Origin of the sequence: Sulfitobacter sp. 1A12157 (assembly GCF_043557345.1) — a bacterium.
Taxonomy (GTDB): domain Bacteria; phylum Pseudomonadota; class Alphaproteobacteria; order Rhodobacterales; family Rhodobacteraceae; genus Sulfitobacter.
The window spans coordinates 98,398-117,201 of record NZ_JBIFFV010000011.1 but is presented as its reverse complement, the minus strand read 5'-3'; the positions used below and the strand labels follow the sequence as shown (position 1 = coordinate 117,201).

At 59.2% G+C, this 18,804-nt stretch carries 15 protein-coding genes; 10 read left to right on the top strand and 5 right to left on the bottom strand.

Annotated features, from left to right (window positions below; translation table 11 throughout):
- Positions 1-121 precede the first annotated feature (121 nt).
- A complete protein-coding gene (locus ACGYLC_RS16840; protein ID WP_394424054.1) occupies positions 122-1,291 on the top strand; it encodes an acyl-CoA dehydrogenase family protein in 1,170 nt (389 codons plus the stop codon).
- Here ACGYLC_RS16840 and ACGYLC_RS16835 read toward each other — a convergent pair.
- Genes ACGYLC_RS16835 through ACGYLC_RS16820 form a run of 4 tightly spaced genes read right to left on the bottom strand, consistent with a single transcriptional unit; the run spans position 1,286 to position 4,631 of the window.
- The gene (locus tag ACGYLC_RS16835) at positions 1,286-2,077 is read right to left on the bottom strand and encodes an enoyl-CoA hydratase-related protein (protein WP_394424053.1); all 792 of its coding nucleotides are present in this window, start codon (positions 2,075-2,077) and stop codon (positions 1,286-1,288) included. The genes ACGYLC_RS16840 and ACGYLC_RS16835 overlap by 6 nt on opposite strands.
- The gene (locus tag ACGYLC_RS16830; protein ID WP_394424051.1) at positions 2,043-2,963 is read right to left on the bottom strand and encodes an IclR family transcriptional regulator; all 921 of its coding nucleotides are present in this window, start codon (positions 2,961-2,963) and stop codon (positions 2,043-2,045) included. The genes ACGYLC_RS16835 and ACGYLC_RS16830 overlap by 35 nt, the downstream gene beginning before the upstream one ends.
- Positions 2,956-3,744: an IclR family transcriptional regulator gene (locus ACGYLC_RS16825; RefSeq protein ID WP_394424050.1), complete on the bottom strand. Its 789-nt coding sequence runs from the start codon at positions 3,742-3,744 to the stop codon at positions 2,956-2,958. Before ACGYLC_RS16825 ends, ACGYLC_RS16830 begins: the two co-directional genes overlap by 8 nt.
- Positions 3,745-3,761: 17 nt before the next feature.
- Complete coding sequence (locus ACGYLC_RS16820; protein ID WP_394424049.1) at positions 3,762-4,631, bottom strand: enoyl-CoA hydratase/isomerase family protein; 870 nt, start codon at positions 4,629-4,631, stop codon at positions 3,762-3,764.
- 149 nt (positions 4,632-4,780) lie between these two features.
- Between ACGYLC_RS16820 and ACGYLC_RS16815 the strand changes: the two genes are divergently transcribed.
- The 6 genes from ACGYLC_RS16815 to ACGYLC_RS16790 are packed head-to-tail and all read left to right on the top strand — an operon-like array spanning position 4,781 to position 12,933.
- Complete coding sequence (locus tag ACGYLC_RS16815; protein WP_394424048.1) at positions 4,781-5,728, top strand: TAXI family TRAP transporter solute-binding subunit; 948 nt, start codon at positions 4,781-4,783, stop codon at positions 5,726-5,728.
- Between the two features lie 51 nt (positions 5,729-5,779).
- Complete coding sequence (locus ACGYLC_RS16810) at positions 5,780-7,723, top strand: TRAP transporter permease (RefSeq protein ID WP_394424046.1); 1,944 nt, start codon at positions 5,780-5,782, stop codon at positions 7,721-7,723.
- Between the two features lie 17 nt (positions 7,724-7,740).
- Complete coding sequence (locus tag ACGYLC_RS16805; RefSeq protein WP_394424044.1) at positions 7,741-9,105, top strand: acyclic terpene utilization AtuA family protein; 1,365 nt, start codon at positions 7,741-7,743, stop codon at positions 9,103-9,105.
- Between the two features lie 2 nt (positions 9,106-9,107).
- A complete protein-coding gene (locus tag ACGYLC_RS16800) occupies positions 9,108-9,419 on the top strand; it encodes a hypothetical protein (protein ID WP_057795783.1) in 312 nt (103 codons plus the stop codon).
- A 5-nt stretch (positions 9,420-9,424) separates the two neighbouring features.
- Positions 9,425-10,960, top strand: a complete 1,536-nt coding sequence (locus ACGYLC_RS16795; RefSeq protein ID WP_394424042.1) for an acyl-CoA carboxylase subunit beta — start codon at positions 9,425-9,427, stop codon at positions 10,958-10,960.
- The gene (locus ACGYLC_RS16790; RefSeq protein ID WP_394424040.1) at positions 10,960-12,933 is read left to right on the top strand and encodes an acetyl/propionyl/methylcrotonyl-CoA carboxylase subunit alpha; all 1,974 of its coding nucleotides are present in this window, start codon (positions 10,960-10,962) and stop codon (positions 12,931-12,933) included. Before ACGYLC_RS16795 ends, ACGYLC_RS16790 begins: the two co-directional genes overlap by 1 nt.
- 198 nt (positions 12,934-13,131) lie before the next feature.
- On the opposite strand, the gene ACGYLC_RS16785 is transcribed toward ACGYLC_RS16790, so the two are convergent.
- Positions 13,132-14,544, bottom strand: a complete 1,413-nt coding sequence (locus tag ACGYLC_RS16785; RefSeq protein WP_394424038.1) for a hypothetical protein — start codon at positions 14,542-14,544, stop codon at positions 13,132-13,134.
- Between the two features lie 233 nt (positions 14,545-14,777).
- On the opposite strand from ACGYLC_RS16785, the gene ACGYLC_RS16780 reads away from it, so the two are divergent.
- From ACGYLC_RS16780 to ACGYLC_RS16770, 3 genes are read left to right on the top strand one after another with little or no spacing between them, the layout of a single operon-like run.
- Positions 14,778-16,991, top strand: a complete 2,214-nt coding sequence (locus ACGYLC_RS16780) for an acetate--CoA ligase family protein (RefSeq protein ID WP_394424036.1) — start codon at positions 14,778-14,780, stop codon at positions 16,989-16,991.
- Positions 16,984-17,904 (top strand): CoA transferase subunit A, encoded by a 921-nt coding sequence (locus tag ACGYLC_RS16775; RefSeq protein ID WP_394424034.1) that lies wholly within the window; start codon positions 16,984-16,986, stop codon positions 17,902-17,904. The genes ACGYLC_RS16780 and ACGYLC_RS16775 overlap by 8 nt, the downstream gene beginning before the upstream one ends.
- Positions 17,901-18,659 (top strand): CoA-transferase, encoded by a 759-nt coding sequence (locus tag ACGYLC_RS16770; protein WP_394424033.1) that lies wholly within the window; start codon positions 17,901-17,903, stop codon positions 18,657-18,659. Before ACGYLC_RS16775 ends, ACGYLC_RS16770 begins: the two co-directional genes overlap by 4 nt.
- The last annotated feature ends 145 nt before the right edge of the window (positions 18,660-18,804 follow it).

Below are 18,804 nucleotides of genomic sequence, written 5' to 3'. Positions count from 1 at the left end.
AATCAAAAGATTTGTCGCATAACCTGGACGAGATGTAATTCTGGGAGAAATTGCTCCCGGCTGCTGGAAGGGCGATGCCATATCTTCCGCTACCGGCCCTGTTACAGCTAAGGACAAGTTCATGCCGACCGATCCCGACGTTCTTAATCAAATCCTCGACACGGTGCGCAAATATGTCAATGAGCGCCTGATTCCGGCCGAAGAGCTTGTGGCCCAAACCAACAAAATCCCGGACGATATATTGAACGAGATGAAGGAAATGGGCCTTTATGGTCTTTCCATTTCCGAAGAGTATGGCGGGCTGGGGTTCTCGATGGAGGATGAGGTGCGCCTGGTATTCGAACTGGGCCGTGCAGCGCCTGCCTTCCGGTCAGCGGCGGGCACCAATATCGGCATCGGCTCGCAATCCATCGTGATTGCCGGAACGGAAGAGCAAAAACGGCATTACCTGCCGAAACTCGCCTCGGGCGAGATTGTCGGCTCTTTCTGCCTGACCGAACCGGATTCCGGATCCGATGCCATGTCGATCCGCACCTCTGCAGTCCGTGACGGGGACCACTATGTCTTGAACGGAACCAAGCGCTATATCACCAACGCACCCAAGGCCCAGCTTTTTACGGTGATGGCCCGCACCGCACCGGAACGAAAATCGCGCAGCATCTCTTGCTTTCTGGTGGACGCACATACGCCCGGAATCACCCTGGGACCGCCAGACAAGAAGATGGGCCAGTCGGGTGCGCTCACCTGTGACGTGGTCTTCGATGATTGCCGCGTACCGACTTCGACCCTGCTAGGCGGCGCGGAAGGAAACGGCTTTGTCACCTCAATGAAGGTGCTAGACAAAGGGCGACTGCATATCGCGGCGCTGTGCACAGGGATCGCCGCACGGCTGATCGAAGAAAGCCTGCGATACGCCTGCGAGCGCGAGCAATTCGGCCGGAAGATCGTCGACTTTCAGATGATCCAGACAATGATCGCCGACAGCCAGGCCGATACCTATGCGGCCAAGACTATGATTCTGGATGCCGCACGGCGCCGTGATGCTGGGGAAAACACCACCCTGATTGCCGCAAGCGCCAAGATGTTCGCCTCGGAAATGGTAGGCCGGGTTGCCGACCGCGCCGTACAGATTCACGGCGGGGCAGGGTATATGTCGGAATACGCGGTCGAGCGCTTCTACCGCGATGTCCGTCTGTTTCGCATCTTCGAAGGCACGACCCAGATCCAGCAGGGGATCATCGCCCGCACGCTCAAGGCACAATTCAAAGAGACCGGCACTTACGAGCTATGATCGCTTCGCGTCGATCAGTGCCGTAAGCGCAGCCGTGTGATCCGCACTTTCATGGGCGACAGCCTGCATGGCAGCACAGGCGGCCAGATAATCCTTGAGTTCTGACCGGGCGGCCATTTTCAGAAGTTGCTTGGTCATCCGCACGGCGGCTGGTGATTTCTGCGCGATGTCCCGCGCAAGGTCCATCGCATGGTCCATAAGGGCGTCTTCCCGGACCACCTCCAGCACCAGACCCAGTTCCAGGGCTTCGTCCGCCGGTATCGGGCGGCCCCGGAAACTGATCTCGGCGGCGCGCTGATATCCAAGCAATCGCGTCAGGAACCAGCCGCCTCCATCGCCGGACACAAGGCCCAGCTTTACAAAGACCTCCCCGAAAACGGCGGTCGTACTGGCAAGCCGCAGGTCGCACATCAGAGCAATGTCGCATCCGGCACCCATGGCAGGTCCGTTGACGGCGGCGATGACCGGAATGGTCAGCTGTTCCATGATCACGGGAATGCGCTGAACGCTGTCGGTGTAGGCTCGCGCGACTTGATGCGGTTCACCCGCGAACATGCCTGTCTTGGCCTGCATCTCGCGCACGTCACCCCCCGAAGAAAAAGACGTACCGGCGCCGGTAATGATGAGGGCGCGCAAATCGGGATTCAACGCAGCATTTTGAAGCGTTGAGACTATAGCTTCGATAATCGAGCGATCCGAAACCGGATTGCGCCGTGCGGGATCATTCAAGGTAAGGAGCCCAATCCCCTCTTCATGGATCTCGAACAGGACTTTCGGTTCGTTCATGGTAATGGTCCTTCGTGGAATGGTCGCTCCGCTGAATTATCTTGTCGATGACACGTTTGATTTCCAGCAGCTTGTAACCCAGTTGGTGTTGCTTCTCGGGGGGAAGAAGTGCCGCAGGCGCCCCGCATGCCAGCGCATAGGTCGGTGCCCCGTTCAATGAACGGATCGGCACCGAAACTCCATTTATGTCCGTTGCCCAGCTTCTATATGCAGTGACGAACCCGCGGTCCTCGATTTCGCCAAAGCCGTCATCGATCCTTTGCAGCAATCGCTCCCAGTTGCGTCCATGTCTCTCCCGCAGCCGGTGATAGATCACGTCGCGCTCTTTCTCGGGCAGGTGCGCAAGAAGTGCGGTGCCGGTGGCTGTGCCCGCAAGCGGCAGGCGTGACCCCACATCTAGCTTCAGGGTCATTAGCGTGGACTGGCTGTGACAGACCAGCACCTCCAATGCATCCAACCGGTCACGTTTCGCCAACGACGCATGAACGTTGTATGTGTCGGCCAGTTTCTGAAGATGGGGTCGAAGGATTTCGCCTAGCGTAAATGGTTGCCGCGCCGCGAATCCGAGGGTCAGAACCGGTGCGTCCAGACGATATGCGCGCCAGTTGGAAGAATAGTGCAGGTGCCCGAGGTTTTCGAGGCTGCGAACGAAGCGTGCTACTGTCGGCTTGGGTAGGTCGATCGCGTCAGCTATCTCGGAGACCTGCATCCAGGTTTTGCCGGAATTGGCGAAGGTCTCCAGAATCATCAGCCCACGCGCCAGGGCTTTCACGAAATGGCGGTCTGTGGCGACATGACCCGGCTCGAAGCGCGCTCGGGCCATATTACGGGGCGATTTAGATGCGTCGCCGCATTCGATATCTTCGGTCCACTTGTGCTTAGTCATCGGAGAATGTCGCTCCGATCTGCTCCATGCCGTCGCTAATGTCACTGGACAGGACCATGAGTTCAGGTCCCAAAGTTTTCACATAATGGTCACGGCTCTGGTTACTCTGGCGCGCGCCACAATTGATGGCCGCGACCGAATTCCCACGATCAAGCCAGAGCGGCGCACCGACAGCATAGATTTCCGACCGCCACGCGCCGAAAGACACCGAGAAGCCGACGTGTTGGGTTTCAGCAATCTTGTCGGGCAAATCGGCAATATCATCGTCTGGATATTGCGCTGCGATGGCTTGCAGATGGCTCTCCCTCTGATCGGCGGGCAAGGCCGCGAGAAAGGCCAGGCCAATGGCCGACTGGTGCATCGGCACAAGCGTTCCCACGCGCAGACGCATCGTGGCAGACTGGTCGCCAGCGCAATAGCACAGATAGATAATGTGATGCCCGTAACCGACCCCCAACGCGACAGACATCTGGTGACGTTCGGCAAAATCCATCATCAACGGTTCCGCAACGCGGGCCAGGATGAGCGATTTCAGATAGGATTGCCCCAATTTTGTGACATTGTCATCGAGGTGATATTTGCCATGCATGCCAGCCTGCCTCAAATACCCCATCTTGACCAGCGTATGGCAGAGGCGGGTGACCGTGGCCTTGGAAAGGCCTGTGCGCTCGACGATTTCCTTGTTGCCCATGGGCGCCTGCCGCGACCGGAAAGTCTGCAGTATCGCAAGCCCCCGCGTCAGGGAAAGAATCTCGGTCGGCGTGGTACGTTTGTCTTGCATTAAACCTCGATCTGTCTTCAGCGCCCCTGCCAGACAGGCGCACGTTTTTCGGCAAAGGCACGGGGGCCTTCCTGTGCATCTTCGCTGGCATAGACCATTTCGTAAATACGCTCCGCCTCGCGAAGACCCGGTTCACAGCCCAGCGACATTGCTTTTAGAGTCGATTCCTTGGCGGCACTGACAGACAGGGGGGCGTTTTCCGCGATGGTCCGCGCAAGTTCATAGGCCCTGTTCATCACGTCTTGAGCCGTCGGCTCCACATAGTTGACGAACCCGAGATCGCGATAACGCTCGACTGGATGCGACTCTCCTGTCAGCAAGATCTCCATTGCGAAGGGCAAGGGCAATTGCCACAGGATCGGCACGGCCCAGGGCGAGCCGCGCCCGCGCTTGACCTCGGTAACACCGCCGGTCGTTCCCTCCAGCCCGACACGGATGTCGGAATTCAGCATCAGCATAAAGCCGCCTGCCGCGAAATGTCCGGTCATTGCCGCGATGATTGGGACTTTCACGCGGCGCATACGCTGGTGAAACGGATCATGAATCAGATCGAGAATATCACGGCCCTGTTCGCGCTTGACCTCAGCGGCTTCCTTGAGATCCATGCCGGCGCAGAACGTGCCGCATTGGGCGGAGGTCAGGACCACCGCACGCACCGAGCGATCTGCATCGATCTTTTCCCAGATGTCGCGCAACTCGTTCGCGGCGGAAATGGACAGGGCATTGCGCCGCTCCGGGCGGTTGATCGAGACGGTGGCCACGTGATCGAGGATTTCAAGGGTAACAACATCTTGGCTAGTCATTGGGTCTTCCCGAAAATTTAAGCTCTTACAAAACTTGGAACGGGAACACGTCTCGCTCAATAAAAATGGCTCTAGGTTTCGCATAGTGAGTTTCCACTATGCGAAACTCAAGATCAAAAATATTGAGGGCCTTTACTGATTCGTAGCAGGTAGTGGGCACTGCGAAAGTCTCAAGGACCGGAGCTGTGATGTCGCGGGGAGGACGCGCGACAACAACAAGGAGGAGACAACCGATGAAACTTTCTATGAGCAAAAACCTATGCGCCGTTGTAATTGGCGCGTCGCTAGGCTGGTCGGCCATGGCCGAAGCTGAAACACTGAGCCTGGGCGCAACCAATGCCACCTCAAGTCATTACCAGATCGCCGTGGCTATGGCGAAAGCCATCGAAACCGAGAATGACGGCACCACGGTCACGGTTGTCGAAACCGGTGCCAGCGTCGACAATATCAAACGCCTGGCACGCGGCGAGATCGACTTGGGCTTGGTGGCCGGGGATATTTTCATTCAGGCGCTGACCGGAACTGGCAAGTTCGAAGGTCATGCTGTTGACGATCTGGTCGCGCTTTACCCCTACAGCACATCCATTATCAATATCGCGGTGCGTCAGGACAGTGGCATCACCAACCTGCAAGAACTGGAAGGCAAGAACTTTACACCAGGCATTCGTGGCAGTGGTGGCGAAGCGCTAATTTCCGCAGCCTTCGAACTGTTCGGGATTGAGCCGAACTACATTTACGGGACCGTGACCGATGCCAAGGAAGGGGTCGCGAATGGTCAACTGGTTGGCTACAGCAAGTATGCGGCGGCCAATCGGGTGGATGCCGCCCTGCAAGAGCTAATGACCTCAACCGATATGCGCCTGCTAGGCTTTAACGCAGAGCAGCAGGCCCTGATCAAAGAGAACATTGCCGGCGTGGGGTTCATTGAAGTGCCGGCCGGGTTCATCGAGGGAAACGATGCTTTTGTCACGCCCGCAGTCCCAATCGTGTATGCAACGCGAAAATCTCTGATGGATGATGCCACTGCGGAAAAAGTTGCCCGTGGCATTGGTGAGCATACCGACATTCTGATCGAGACATGGCCGCAACTGGCTGACTATGATTTCCGTGCGTCGATCCTTGAGACGCAAGATATCGGCATCGCCGTGCACCCGGGCGCATTGGGGTATTGGCAGCAATAAGCGCTGCGAACCGCATACCCGCTTTATGAAACTCCAAAGATGGCCGGTGCTATGTCCAGTTCAGAAAACAATAACGCTTTGACGCGCCCCAATCCCATTCTTGCCGTTATCCTTATCGGATATGCGTGCTTCGAGATATATACTTCGTTCTTCGGGATGCTGGAGCCGTTGATTCAACGCAGTTTGTTCTTGGGAATTGGGCTGGGATCGGTCTTTTTTCTGGAGTTTTCAAAAACGTCGCACCCGTTGCGCTGGTTCTATCTGGTGCCGGCCATTGCGGGATATTACGTGGGCCTGCACATCGCCATCGGCAACGAGCGCATTTCAGACTTCATGAATGAGCTGACCGCGCTGGATAAAATGCTGGGGCTGATTGCTATCCTTTTGGTTCTTGAGGCCGCGCGCCGTACCATCGGGATATTTCTGCCTGCGCTGGCTGTGCTGGGGTTGTGTTACTATTACTTTGGCCATTCGTATATCGAAGGCCCCTGGCAGCCTCCGCGTGTGTCCTTTCTTACGCTGGTGGAGACATATTATGCCTCTACCGAAACCCTTTTTGGCTACATGACGGATCTCGGCACGCGGGTGATTGCGATCTATATCATCCTTGGTGCGTTGCTGCTGAGCACAGGCGCGACAGACCTTTTCGTCAAGCTGGCCACACGGATTGCCGGGCGGTCCTATGGGGGGCAGGCCAAAGTTTGCACCGCGTCTTCGGCCTTGTTCGGCACAGTCACGGGTTCAGCCGTGGCCAATGTGATGGCGATGGGTCAGGTCACCATACCGACCATGCGCCGGGCCGGATATTCCAGGGGATATGCGGCGGCGGTCGAAGCGGTCTCTTCGGCCGGGGGTCAAATCATGCCGCCTGTTATGGGGGCAGGGGCCTTCATAATGGCCGAAATACTTGGGATCCCCTATTCACAGATTGTCGTTGCGGCGATCCTTCCTGCGCTCTTTTTCTTCATGACTGTCTGGCTCAGCGTGGGTTTTTATGCGCGCCGCCGCGGGATTGCACCTTTGCGAAAGGATGAGCTTCCGAAGCTGAGCGAGATTTTCGATCCTTATACTTCGCTGCCGCTGTATCTTCCGCTGATCACCATGATTACCCTGCTGGCGATGAACTACACTCCGACATTGGCCGGTGCGTCCGCTGTTGGTATGTTGCTGATTTGCCAGTTGGTGCTGCGGGTCCTGAGATGCATCGTCCATGGCGAGCAGGATCAAATTGTCAAAACCGTTGATGTGCTGGTTCGCCAGATTTTGAAAGGCCTGTTTGATGCAGGGCGCGCAGTGGCGATGATTGCGGTGTTGCTGGCCTGTGCTGCGATTGTCGTCAAGGTGCTGCTGACCACAGGGATTGGGGCCAAAGTTGCAGGCGGAATCATGTCCGTCTCGGGCGGGCATCTTATCCTTGTACTAATCCTGTCGGCGGTGCTGGCCATTCTCTTGGGCATGGATGTGCCGACAACAGCCTCTTACATCCTTGCATCGGCCGTGGCCGCACCGATCCTGATAAAGTTCGGCATTGCGCCGCTGAACGCGCATCTCTTCATCTTCTATTTCGCGATCATGTCGGCGATCACACCACCCGTCTGCGCCTCGGTCTTTGCGGCGGCCTCCATTGCCGAGATCAATTTCTGGAAGGTCGCGGGCCATGCCATTGTCATGGCGGTCGGACTTTACCTGATCCCTTTCTTTTTCATTTTCCGCCCCGGCGTTCTGATGGATGGGACAATGGCCGAGATCGCGGTTGACGGTTTCATGGCAGCGGCGGCGATCCTGGCCATCACCGCATCGTCATCGGGCTTTCTGCTGGCTCCGCTCAATCTTGTGGCGCGCCTTGTGCTTTATCTGGCGGCGGCCTGCCTTTTCTACACGGAAATCTGGAGCAACTGCCTGGGGCTTGTGCTGATCGTGGCAGTTGCTTTTCACAACCGGTTTTCAGGTGGCGGGTCTGTTCAGACCGCTAATCCTGAGCACTCAACACAGTAAATCAGAGGACAAGACCCATGGGTAAGACGATACGACTTGGTGCAGGCTCTGGCTTTTGGGGCGATGCGCTCGACCCCGCCATCGAATTGCTGGAAAAGGGAAATATCGACTACTTGTCGATGGATTACCTGGCTGAACTGACGATGGCTCTGCTGCAACGGCTGCAATCCCGTAACCCCGAGGCCGGATATGTGCCCGATCTGGTGGCCCATATGCGCGCGCTGCTTCCCCTGGCGCGGGAAAAGGGGACCAAGATCATCTGCAATGGCGGTGGCACCAACCCCGAAGGGGCCGCAAAGGCGATCCGCAACCTGGCGCAAGAGCTTGGCCTTGGCGGGCTGCGGGTGGCCGCCGTGCGCGGGGACAACATTCTGGATCAGGTGGATGAACTGGTCGCAACCGGTTGCGACCTGACTAATATGGACACGGGCGACAGCGACTTTCTCGCCATTCGCGAACGTGTCGTTGCGGCCAGCGTCTATACCGGCGCTGAAGGGATTATCGAGGCCCTAGCCAAAGGCGCGGATGTGGTGATTGCCGGCCGGGTGTCTGATAATGCGCTTTATGTCGGGCCGGTGATGCATGAGCTTGGGCTCGACTTCACCGAAACCAACGCCGATATCATCGCTTCGGCCATCACTGTCGGCCACATCGTGGAATGCGCCGCGGGCGCCACCGGCGGCATGTCTTCGCGCTTTGATGAAATGCCAGACATGGGCCGCGTCGGCTTTCCGATTGCCGAGTTCCACGAAGACGGCACGGCCATTATCACCAAGGTTGAGGGCAGCGGCGGCGCGGTGGACCAATTCACCGTCAAAGAACATTTGGTCTACGAGATCGGCGATCCGAACGAATATCTGATGCCTGATGGCGTTGCCGATTTCACCCGCCTGTCCATCGAAGAGCTGGGGGAGGATCGTGTCCGAGTCAGCGATATGGGCGGGCGCGGACGGCCCGAAACGCTCAAGCTGGTGGTCGGCTACGAGGATGGCTGGATCGGCGAAGGCATGTTGTTCTTCCCTTGGCCACATGCTTTGCAGCGGGCCGAGAAGGCCAGGGATACGCTTCTGACCCGATTTGACCGGCTGGGGCTGAAATATGATGCTATTCATTTCGACTATGTCGGTGTGAACATGCTACATGGTCCGGCCTCGCCCATGCCGGACTATGATCCCGCTGAAATCGGCCTGCGTGTCGCCGTGCACACCAGAACACGCGACGAAGCGGAAAAGGTGCGCCGCGCCTGTGCACAGCTTTGGATCATGGGGCCGGGGGGAACATCCTTTGGTACACCGATGAAGCCGCGCCCTGTCGTCGGGTCATGGCCGACACTGATCCCGCGTGACTTCGTCAAACAAACCGTTGAAATCCTGGAGGCGTAACAATGCAAACTCTCGATACAATCGCCTATGTGCGATCCGGCGACAAAGGGGACGTTGTCTCGATCGGTGTCATTGCCAAATCGCCCGACCTTTACCCCAAGCTGGTGAACTCGGTGACCGAGGACAGCGTCAAAGAACTGTTCGGTGACTGGGTGAAAGGCGGTGTGGCAATCTACCCGATGGAGAATATCCATTCCCTTGCCGTCATAATGCGCCGGGCCCTGGGCGGTGGCGCGACACGCACCCTGCGCCTCGATCAGACTGGCAAAGCCATGGGGAACGGCATTCTGCGCCTTCCCGTGAAAACGAACTGAGACAGATGAGACAAGAGGACATAGACGTCTGGCGCACAGCGCAAAAACACGCGATTTCCGGCGGTGGCGCGGCATCGCAAGAGCGGCACAAAGCGCGCGGCAAGCTTCCGGCGCGGCAGCGGATATCGCTTCTGCTGGACCCCGAAACACCGTTTCTTGAAGTCGGCCAGCTGGCGGCCTCGGGCCTGTATGATGATGCGGTGCCAAGTGCGGGAATCGTGACCGGCATCGGGATGATCGCGGGGCGGCCCTGCATGATCATGGCCAATGACGCCACTGTGAAAGGCGGCACCTATTACCCGCTAACCATCAAAAAGCAGGTGCGCGCACAGAAGATCGCCCGCGAAAACCGCTTGGCCTGTATCTACCTTGTCGATAGCGGTGGTGCCTTTCTGCCGCTTCAGGACGAAATTTTCCCGGACGAGCATCACTTTGGCAGTATCTTTCGCAGTATTGCCGAAATGTCGTCGCAGGGTATTCCACAAATTGCGGCGGTCATGGGGTCGTGTACGGCGGGTGGTGCCTATATCCCCGCAATGTGCGACGAGACGGTCATCGTCAGGGAAACCGGCACAATCTTCCTTGGTGGTCCGCAATTGGTTCAGGCGGCCACGGGAGAGGTTGTGGACCCGCAAACCCTGGGCGGCGCGGACCTGCATACGCAGCAAAGCGCCGTGGCCGATCACTATGCTGCGGACGATATTGAGGCCCTTCAGCTGGTGCGTGAGATCCTCGGGCGTCAGGAGGCGAATGCCTTGCCCGCCCCGCCCACTGAACCGCGCGCGCCACTTGGGTCGGCCACGGATCTGGTCGGGCTTATCCCAGAAAGCCCGCGTCAGAAGCTGCCCGTGCGGGATATCCTGAACCATCTGATCGATGCCGACAGCTTCAGCGAATATCGCGCCCGCTATGGCACGACACTGATTTGCGGCACCGCACACATTGGCGGTTACCCGATCGGCATTTTGCTGAATGACGGTATCCTCTTCTCGGAAAGCGCCCAAAAAGGCGCAAACTTCATCGAGCTTTGCTGCCAGCGCGATATCCCCTTGCTGTTTTTGCACAATATCAGCGGCTTCATGGTTGGGGCCGAATATGAGGCAGGCGGGATCGCCCGGCATGGGGCCAAGCTGGTCAATGCGGTTTCCACTGCGCGCGTGCCCAAGTTCAGTGTCGTGATCGGCGGCAGCTATGGGGCCGGGAACTATGCCATGTGCGGCCGCGCATTTGGTCCGCGCCTTATGGCAATGTGGCCCAATGCGCGCACCTCGGTCATGGGGGGCGAGCAGGCCGCGAAGGTGCTGCGCCTTGTGCGCGAAGGACAGGCGGGCACCACGATGGACGATGACGAGCGCGAGGCGTTTGAGCGCCCCATCCGTGACGACTATGAGGCCAAGGGCACGCCGGTTCACGCCGCGGCGCGGCTTTGGGTGGATGCGGTCATCGCCCCGGATGAAACCCGAAACTGGTTGACGCTGGGGCTTGCCCTTGCGCGTTCGACCCCGAAAGAGCGCACGCAGTTTGGCGTGTTCAGAATGTGATGAAGATACGGAAACTGTTCATAGCGAACCGCGGTGAAATCGCCTGCCGGATTATGCGCAGCTGTCAACGTCTGGGCATCGAGGTGGCCGTGGGCTACTCGGATGCCGATGCCGAGGCGCGCCATGTCCGGCTTGCCCCCGTGGCGGCTCGGCTTGGCCCCGCCCCCTCGGCGCAGTCCTACCTGAACCAGGAGGCCATCGTTGATGCTGCACTGCGGCTGGGCTGTGATGCGGTGCATCCCGGTTACGGGTTTCTGTCCGAAAATGCCGATTTCGCGGCGCGGGTCGAAGCAGCGGGACTGATCTTTGTCGGCCCCCGCCCCGAAACGATCAACCGGATGGGCGACAAATCCCGTGCCAAAACTGCGATGATCGCCGCCAATGTCGCCACTGTGCCCGGCGGAGCCGAGGCCTCGGAAGATCCCGATCGGATCGCAGGCTGGATTGCCGAAATTGGCTTTCCCGTCATGCTGAAACCCGCCGCCGGCGGCGGCGGCAAGGGCATGGTGGTTCTGGAAGTGCCCCCCAAGGGTGACGAGATCGCCTCGGCCATCCGCACGGCACGGGCCAGCTTTGGCGACGGCTCCCTGTTGGTGGAGCGGCTCATTCGGTCGCCGCGACATGTCGAGGTACAGATCTTTGGCGACGGCAGTGGCAATGTCGTGCATTTGTTCGACCGCGAATGTTCGCTCCAGCGCCGGCACCAGAAAGTGATCGAAGAGGCCCCGGCGGCAAGCCATGTGCCACAGGCCATTCGGGACGAGATGATCGCCGCTGCCGTGCGCGGAGCCGAGGCGCTGAACTATCGCAATGCGGGCACATTCGAATTCATCGTTGACGAAAATGGCTATTACTTTCTTGAAGTGAACACGCGGCTTCAGGTGGAACATCCGGTGACCGAAGAGGTCACGGGCCAGGACCTTGTGGAATGGCAATTGCGCATCGCCTCGGGCGAGGGGCTGCCAATGGTGCAGGATGATATCACCTGTACCGGACACGCCATCGAGGCCAGGGTCTATGCCGAAGACCCTCTGGACGGGTTCCGCCCGTCATCGGGCCGGGTCACCGCGACGATCTGGGACAGTACCGCGCGCTGTGACCTGGGGCTGGACGCGGGGGATTACGTTTCGCCATTTTATGACCCGATGATTGCCAAGCTGATTGTGCGCGGTGCGGACCGGCAGGACGCATTGGCCAATATGTGCGCTGCGGTGGATCGCTCGAATGTGTTTGGGATCGCCACGAATCTTGGTTTTGTTAAGCGGCTGTGCAGCCATCCCGCGGTGATTGCCGGAGAGGCGGATACACGTTTTATTGACCGCGCCGAGGGCCTGATGCCCGCCGACGTCACCCCGCAGGATACCGCCTGGGCGGCGGCGGCCCTTGCTGTGATGCAATCGCGCATCTCTGCGCGTGGCGGGCCCCTTTGGGAACGGGCGGGGGCGGAGCTTGTGCTTGACCGCGCGGCGTTGGATCCGTCTGCCCCTTTGGGCCGTCTGGCACTCTACCACAAGGGAAAGCCGAGACTGGCGCAGTTAGTGGCACGTCAGGAGGGCTCTGCGACGGTTTCGTTTGATGAAGGATCCCCGGTCCACATCACCTTTGCTGCGCAGGGGGCGGTGATTTCAGGCAACTGTGCGGGGCAGGTCTGGCATGCGCATTGCCAGCGCACCGGGGTGGAGCTTGACTTTGACGGTCTTCGCCTGGAGTTCAACACCATACCGCCGGCCCGGGATGCTGATCTAAGCCCGACCTGCAAATCCCCCCTGCCGGGTGTTGTTGTGGCCCTGGCCGCATCGGTTGGCGACAGCGTCAGGCAAGGGGATGTATTGGTCGTGGTTGAAGCCATGAAGATGGAAAACACGATTGTCGCGCCGCTTTCCGGCACGGTGGCCGAGATATGCTGCACCGTGGATCAGCAGGTGGTCGCCGGGCAGGTCCTGGTCGAGATTGCGCCGGACACGGAAGGCTAAAGGATTTCAGATTTCGTCAGAAACGGGACCGTGTTTCTTTGCTCTCAACACAAACTATCCCTCTGATGCAAGTAACCCCGTTGTCAGACCCTGGCCTGGGGGGGCCTGACGATGCCGGACACCTGACGGCGCTATTCCGGCTGCGAGGTAAAACAGCCGATTCTATGACGGGAAGGATTCCGACAGGGTCTGAACCACCTAAAGTAGGAACGCGTATACCCCGATCCAAACCGAGATCATGGCCCCTGCCAGCAATGTGTAGGGGCCGCTCCATCTGACGCCGACCTCGAACGCCGAGACTTTGCCCAACGCCCCGGTCAACAGGTTGGTTGCCGTGAAGGGCGAACTTGCGCCGCTCAGAGCGAACCCGGCCAGCGCCGCCGCGGCGATGGCGGCTGCGGATACGCCCAAGGACTCAGCGGATGGCAGCAACGGTGCAATCAGCGAAAAGGACAGGATCGGGTTCATTCCGAATTGTCCCGCCAGGGGCAGCGCCCAGATCAGTATCAAAAGCACGACCCAGCCGGTCAACCCCGAAGGATCAACTCCGGCGGCGGCCAGTAATGGGGCGATGATCGGGGCGCCGATATTGCCGATATATCCCGCCGACATCAGCAGCAAGATCTCTTTGCTCAATCCGGGTAAGTCCTGCGTGAGATAGGCTTTTGCCCGCGCCCCGAAGTCCAGCCCGTTATCTGGATCGCGGGTGATACGCCAAAGCCAGACCGCAGCGATACAGGGCACCACCCCGACAACCAGTCCGATTGTTCGGATACCGGTCAGGGCATGCAGCCCGCTTAGAAGCGTGCCAAGCAGGCAAAGCAACAGGCCAAGCGGGGCCAGCGCACGCCAACCACCTACCGCCGCAGTCCGGGAAGGGGCCTGAGTTCTGACAGGCGGGCGGATACGGGAATCAAGTTCCCAGCCGCAAACGAACAAAAGAAAGGACGAAACAAGGCAGGGAAAGGCGATATCGATCCAATGCACCTCGGGTAGCAGTGTCAGCGTGATTGCCACCGACAGGGATAACGGCGACCAGATCACCGCCGCGACAAATCCCCGCTGAACCGCCGATAGCATGCGCTTGGTGCGTAGCGCGCAAATGCGCGGATCCTGATTGGCGTCGTCACGCGCCATCGCCATGCTTCCCAGCAAGACGATCGATCCATAGTTCAAGATCAGAGTAAATGCATGCCCGCCCAGCGTAAGAGCAAGATACCTTCGCCCTGGCGGTTGCGCCACCAGATATTGGCCTGACCGTTGGATGGCGGGTGAGCTTTCGGCCACCGCACGCAGGGTCGCCAGTGCCGTAAAGATCGCCGCGATAAAACCCGCAGTTTGCAGAGCGCGCAGAATGCGTGCCAGGGCATCGGGCAATGTTGCCAAGGCGATCCCCGTAAGGACAAGCGCCACCGCAAGAAACAATCGTTCTTTGGTTTGCGAGCGAAGGGCCAGGGTCAGGGCGACCAAGATGGCCAGGGCGGCCGTCAGCCATTCCAGTTCGATGGCCTGCGTCCATTCGTCCGCAACAAAGACGCAGGCGGTTGCTACCAGGAATAATCCTGCAAGACAGGCCGATTGAGGCGCGGTGCGATGGCGGTCGATTTGCATTGTGATATGACTTTGTGATGTTGCGGGTGAACTGCATCAATAGGGCCGCAACTGATTGTCAGTCCACATATCCCCAGCTATGGCGCTGTGTGCGGGAATATCCATTCAAATGCCGGTGCGAACCGCATAGTGACGAGGTTTCGCAAAACAACCCACTATGCGAAACCACTAATCAAAAATTTCACAGTCCAATTTCGACTTCGATATAGCAAGGCCGAGATGGGTCGGCACCCGTGCAGGGGTGGCCCGAAGTCAGGAGGCAGCGCGGGCAGGATGGGCGACGCCCATATCCGTGCAGTTTGAAAGAGGACCATGGCGCCAAGATGAGCATCACCCAACTATTTTCACCAACGTCCGTTGCTATTGTCGGGGTGTCGGGCAAGGACACAACGTTTCAAGTGGGCGGGCGCGCCGTTTTGGAACATCTTGTCAAACACGGCTTCAGGGGCCGAATCGACATGGTCACCCGCTCACCGATCACCTTGCATGGCATAACCTCGGTGACATCTCTGGCGGATCTGCCGACGGCACCCGAATGCGTGGTCCTGTCGATCCCTGCCGCGCAGGTGCCCGACACGGTTCAGCAGGCGCTGGACATGGGCGTCCGGGCCTTCGTCACGATCAGCGCGGGTTTCTCAGAAGCCGGAGCCGAAGGCGCCGCTCTGCAAGAGCGCCTCGTCGGGATGCTGCGCGATCATGGTGCCGTGATGCTGGGACCGAACACCACCGGCCTGATCAATTTCGGCCGGGATACCGCGCTCAGCTCCACCAGTCGCCTTGCAACCCACAGCGCCCCCAGGGGCGATATTGGCGTTGTCGTGCAAAGCGGCGCCCTGGGCAGCCTGCTGATGGATGTTGCCGAGCGCGACCAGATTGGCATGAGTTATCTGATCTCCACCGGCAACGAGGCGGTCACCGATATTGCCGATTGCGTGGATTTCCTGATCGATGATCCCGAAACGCGCAGCATTGCCCTTTATGTCGAGGCGTTCCGCCACCCCAAGCGCATTGTCGCCGCCGCCCGCCGTGCCTTTGCATCGGGCAAGCCGATTGCGATCTACAAAGCGGGTCGTTCGGACACGGGCGCCGCTGCCGCTGCTGGCCATACCGGCGCGCTGCTGGGCGCGCGCAGCACCTATGAGGCCGCCGCGCGACAACTGGGGCTTACGGATGTCAAGAATATCGAAGACCTGCTTCCGGTCGCCCATTATCTTGCCCATGCCGGTGGCGGCCGCTCGGTTGGGGTTCTGACGGTTTCGGGCGGTCTTGGCGGCTGCCTTGCGGATGCCCTGGCGCATGCCGGGGACGTGGACCTGCCCAACCCCAGTGCAGCTGTCTCGCAGCAATTGCAGCAATATCTACCTGATTTTCTTAAGCCAAAGAATCCGGTGGATGTCGGCGGCAGCCCGTTCCGAGAACAGGGCGGCTTTGCGCAATGCCTTGGTTCATTTGCTTCCGATCCCGCGTTTGAAGCCGTGGCCGTTGCCAATACCCCCGTTGTTCCGACCTGGGCACAGGACAGTGTTGATGCGATCAGCCGTGTCGAGGCGGAAACCGGCAAACCCATCGTCGCACTCTGGCCTTCTGATATCTACAATGCCGAAGCGCTGCGTGACCTTCGCGTAGCCGGGAAAACCGTGTTCACCCGCATCGACACCGCTGTCGCGGCGCTGAACGGCAAGGCGGCGTATCTCAAGTGTCAGGACCGGCCCAGTTCGATCCTCGACGCCGGGCCGCTGCCGTTGTCCTATCCTCAGCTGGGACAGAGCGGCCTGCACAGCCTTGATGAGGCCAGCAGCAAAAAGCGGTTGCAGGATCTGGGCATTCCATTCCCGAAAGAGACCTTCGTCATCGCAAGTAACCGAGACACCGCCCTGGCGCAGGCAAGGGTCGTGGGCTATCCGGTCACCGTCAAGGGGATCGCCGAAGGGGTCGTGCATAAATCGGAATACGGCCTCGTTGCAGTAGGCGTGGCAGATGAACCTGCCTTGACCGCCGTGCTGGACGAGATGCAGCGCAGCGCCGGGGCGCACAGGCTGGACCTTAGGGGGTTCATCCTTGCCGAAACGCTTCGGGCCGAGGCAGAGGTTTTTGTTTCGGTCAGCTATGACCGGGAATTCGGCCCTAGCCTGACCCTTGGCAGCGGCGGCATCTATACCGAGGTGTTCAAGGACGTCACCACCCGTCTTCTGCCCCTGTCGCGGGGCGAAATCACCAACATGATCGATGATTGCAAGATCGGCAAAATCCTGCGCGGCGCGCGGGGCAAAGCAGCGCTTGATATCGAAGCCCTGACCGGCCTGATCGAAAAGCTGGCTGACCTTGGCGGCAAGCTTTCGCCGGATTTCGCTGGGCTGGAAATTAACCCGGTGGGCGTCGGCGCCGCCGGACAGGGCGCGTGGATTTTCGACGCAACTGTGTTCTCGGCGGGGGAAAAGGATGTCTGAACGTTATACCAAACAAATCGCTGAAAATGAGATAGGCGCATGCCTGCGTGCGCAGTTGAGCGATGGCGATCTTCTGGCGATTGGCGGACTGTTCAAACAGGGGCGCCCGACAGCGCTGGTGCGTGAAGTCATCAAGGCGGGCTTCAAAGACCTCAAGGTCAGCTCGTCGCCTGGATCCGGCTTTGATGTCGACCTTCTGATCGCAGCCGGTTGTGTCGCCGAAACCTACTGCCCCGCCGTGACACTGGAAGAGCGCATGTGCCCAAGCTTCCGCCATGCGGTGGAAGAGGGGCGGATCCGCGCCCATTGCGTCGACGCGCTTTCAGTGGTTGGCGGCTACCTGGCCTCGGCCAACGGGGTGCCGTTTCAGCCGGTCGCCGCCTGGAAAGGATCGGATGTGCCAAAGCACAACCCGCTGGTGGCGCATATCACCTGCCCCTTTACCGGTGAGACGCTTTTCGCGACACGGGCCCTGCGCCCCAAACTGGCGCTGATCCATGCGCAGGAAGGCGATATCTACGGCAATTTGCGGCATCTGAGTACGATGACCTATGCCGACCAGATGATCGCGCGGGCCTCGGATTTCGTGATTGCCAGCGTGGACCGTATCGTGGCACCCGATGATATCCTGTCGCGGCCTCGTGAAACCTCGGTGCCCAACATCTATGTCGATGCCATCGTGGAACTGCCCTACGCGGCCCATCCCAGCGGCAGTTTCCCGCATTACAGCATCGATGAGGCCTATATCGACGCCTATGCCGATCTGGCGGAAGCTGCCCGCAAGGGCGCGCCGGAGGGGCTGCGCATGTTTCTTGAGCAAGACGTGTCAGGCTGCGCATCGCAGCGGGACTACCTTTCGCGCCTCCCCGATACGCGTCTGCCCGCATTGGAAGAAGAGGCCAGAAACCTATGAGCGATTATTCCATTCAGGAACTTCAGGCGGTTCTGTTGTCGCGTGAACTGAAGAACGGCGAACTGGGCGCCGCTGGCGCTGCGGCGGCGATCCCGATGGCGGCGATATTGTTGGCACGGCTAACTCACGCGCCCGACCTACAAATCGCGGGGGAAATGTTCGTCAACCCGAATCCCACGCAACTCTGGCCGTCGATGTTGGATGACCGGGCCCTGGGCGCCTGCGAAGCGGCCGAGACATTTCTGGAGCTTTTTGGGCATTCCCATCGCGGTCTGGACTTCTTCTTTCACAACGGTTTGCAGATTGATGCGCACGGCAATATCAATCTTCACCACATCGGGGGCACGCTTCACGAGCCGAAAATGCGCGGGCCTGGTGCCGCGAATATTTCATATGCGGGTCAGTCAAAGCGGTTCTATATCTGCCCGACGGTTCACTCCCGCCGGAATTTCGTGGAACGAGTGGATTTCATCACTTCTCCCGGCTATTTGGACGGTCCTGAGAGCTTTGCCGCGGCTGGTCTGAAAGGCGGACCACACCTATGCGTTTCGCCCTTGGCAACAATGGATTTTGATCAGGACAGCTTGCGCATGCGGATTAGATCAGTGCATCCACACAGCTCGGTCGAAGAAGTCGTCGAAAACACTGCCTTTGACCTTGGTGTCCACCCAAAAATCGAAGTGACCTTGGCGCCCACGCGAGATGAGCTTCGCTTGCTGCGCGAGAAAGTCGACCCGCTGGGATACCTACGCTGATTTCCGGCATGTTCACAAATTTCCCTGTAGAATTCGTCCTCTACAACCTCCCTGTGGACGGCCGACTGGCGGCACCGGTATTGCCGGTGCCGCCCTTTTCCGAAAGAACGATTGAACGGCCCATAATGTTTGCGAGACGGATCAT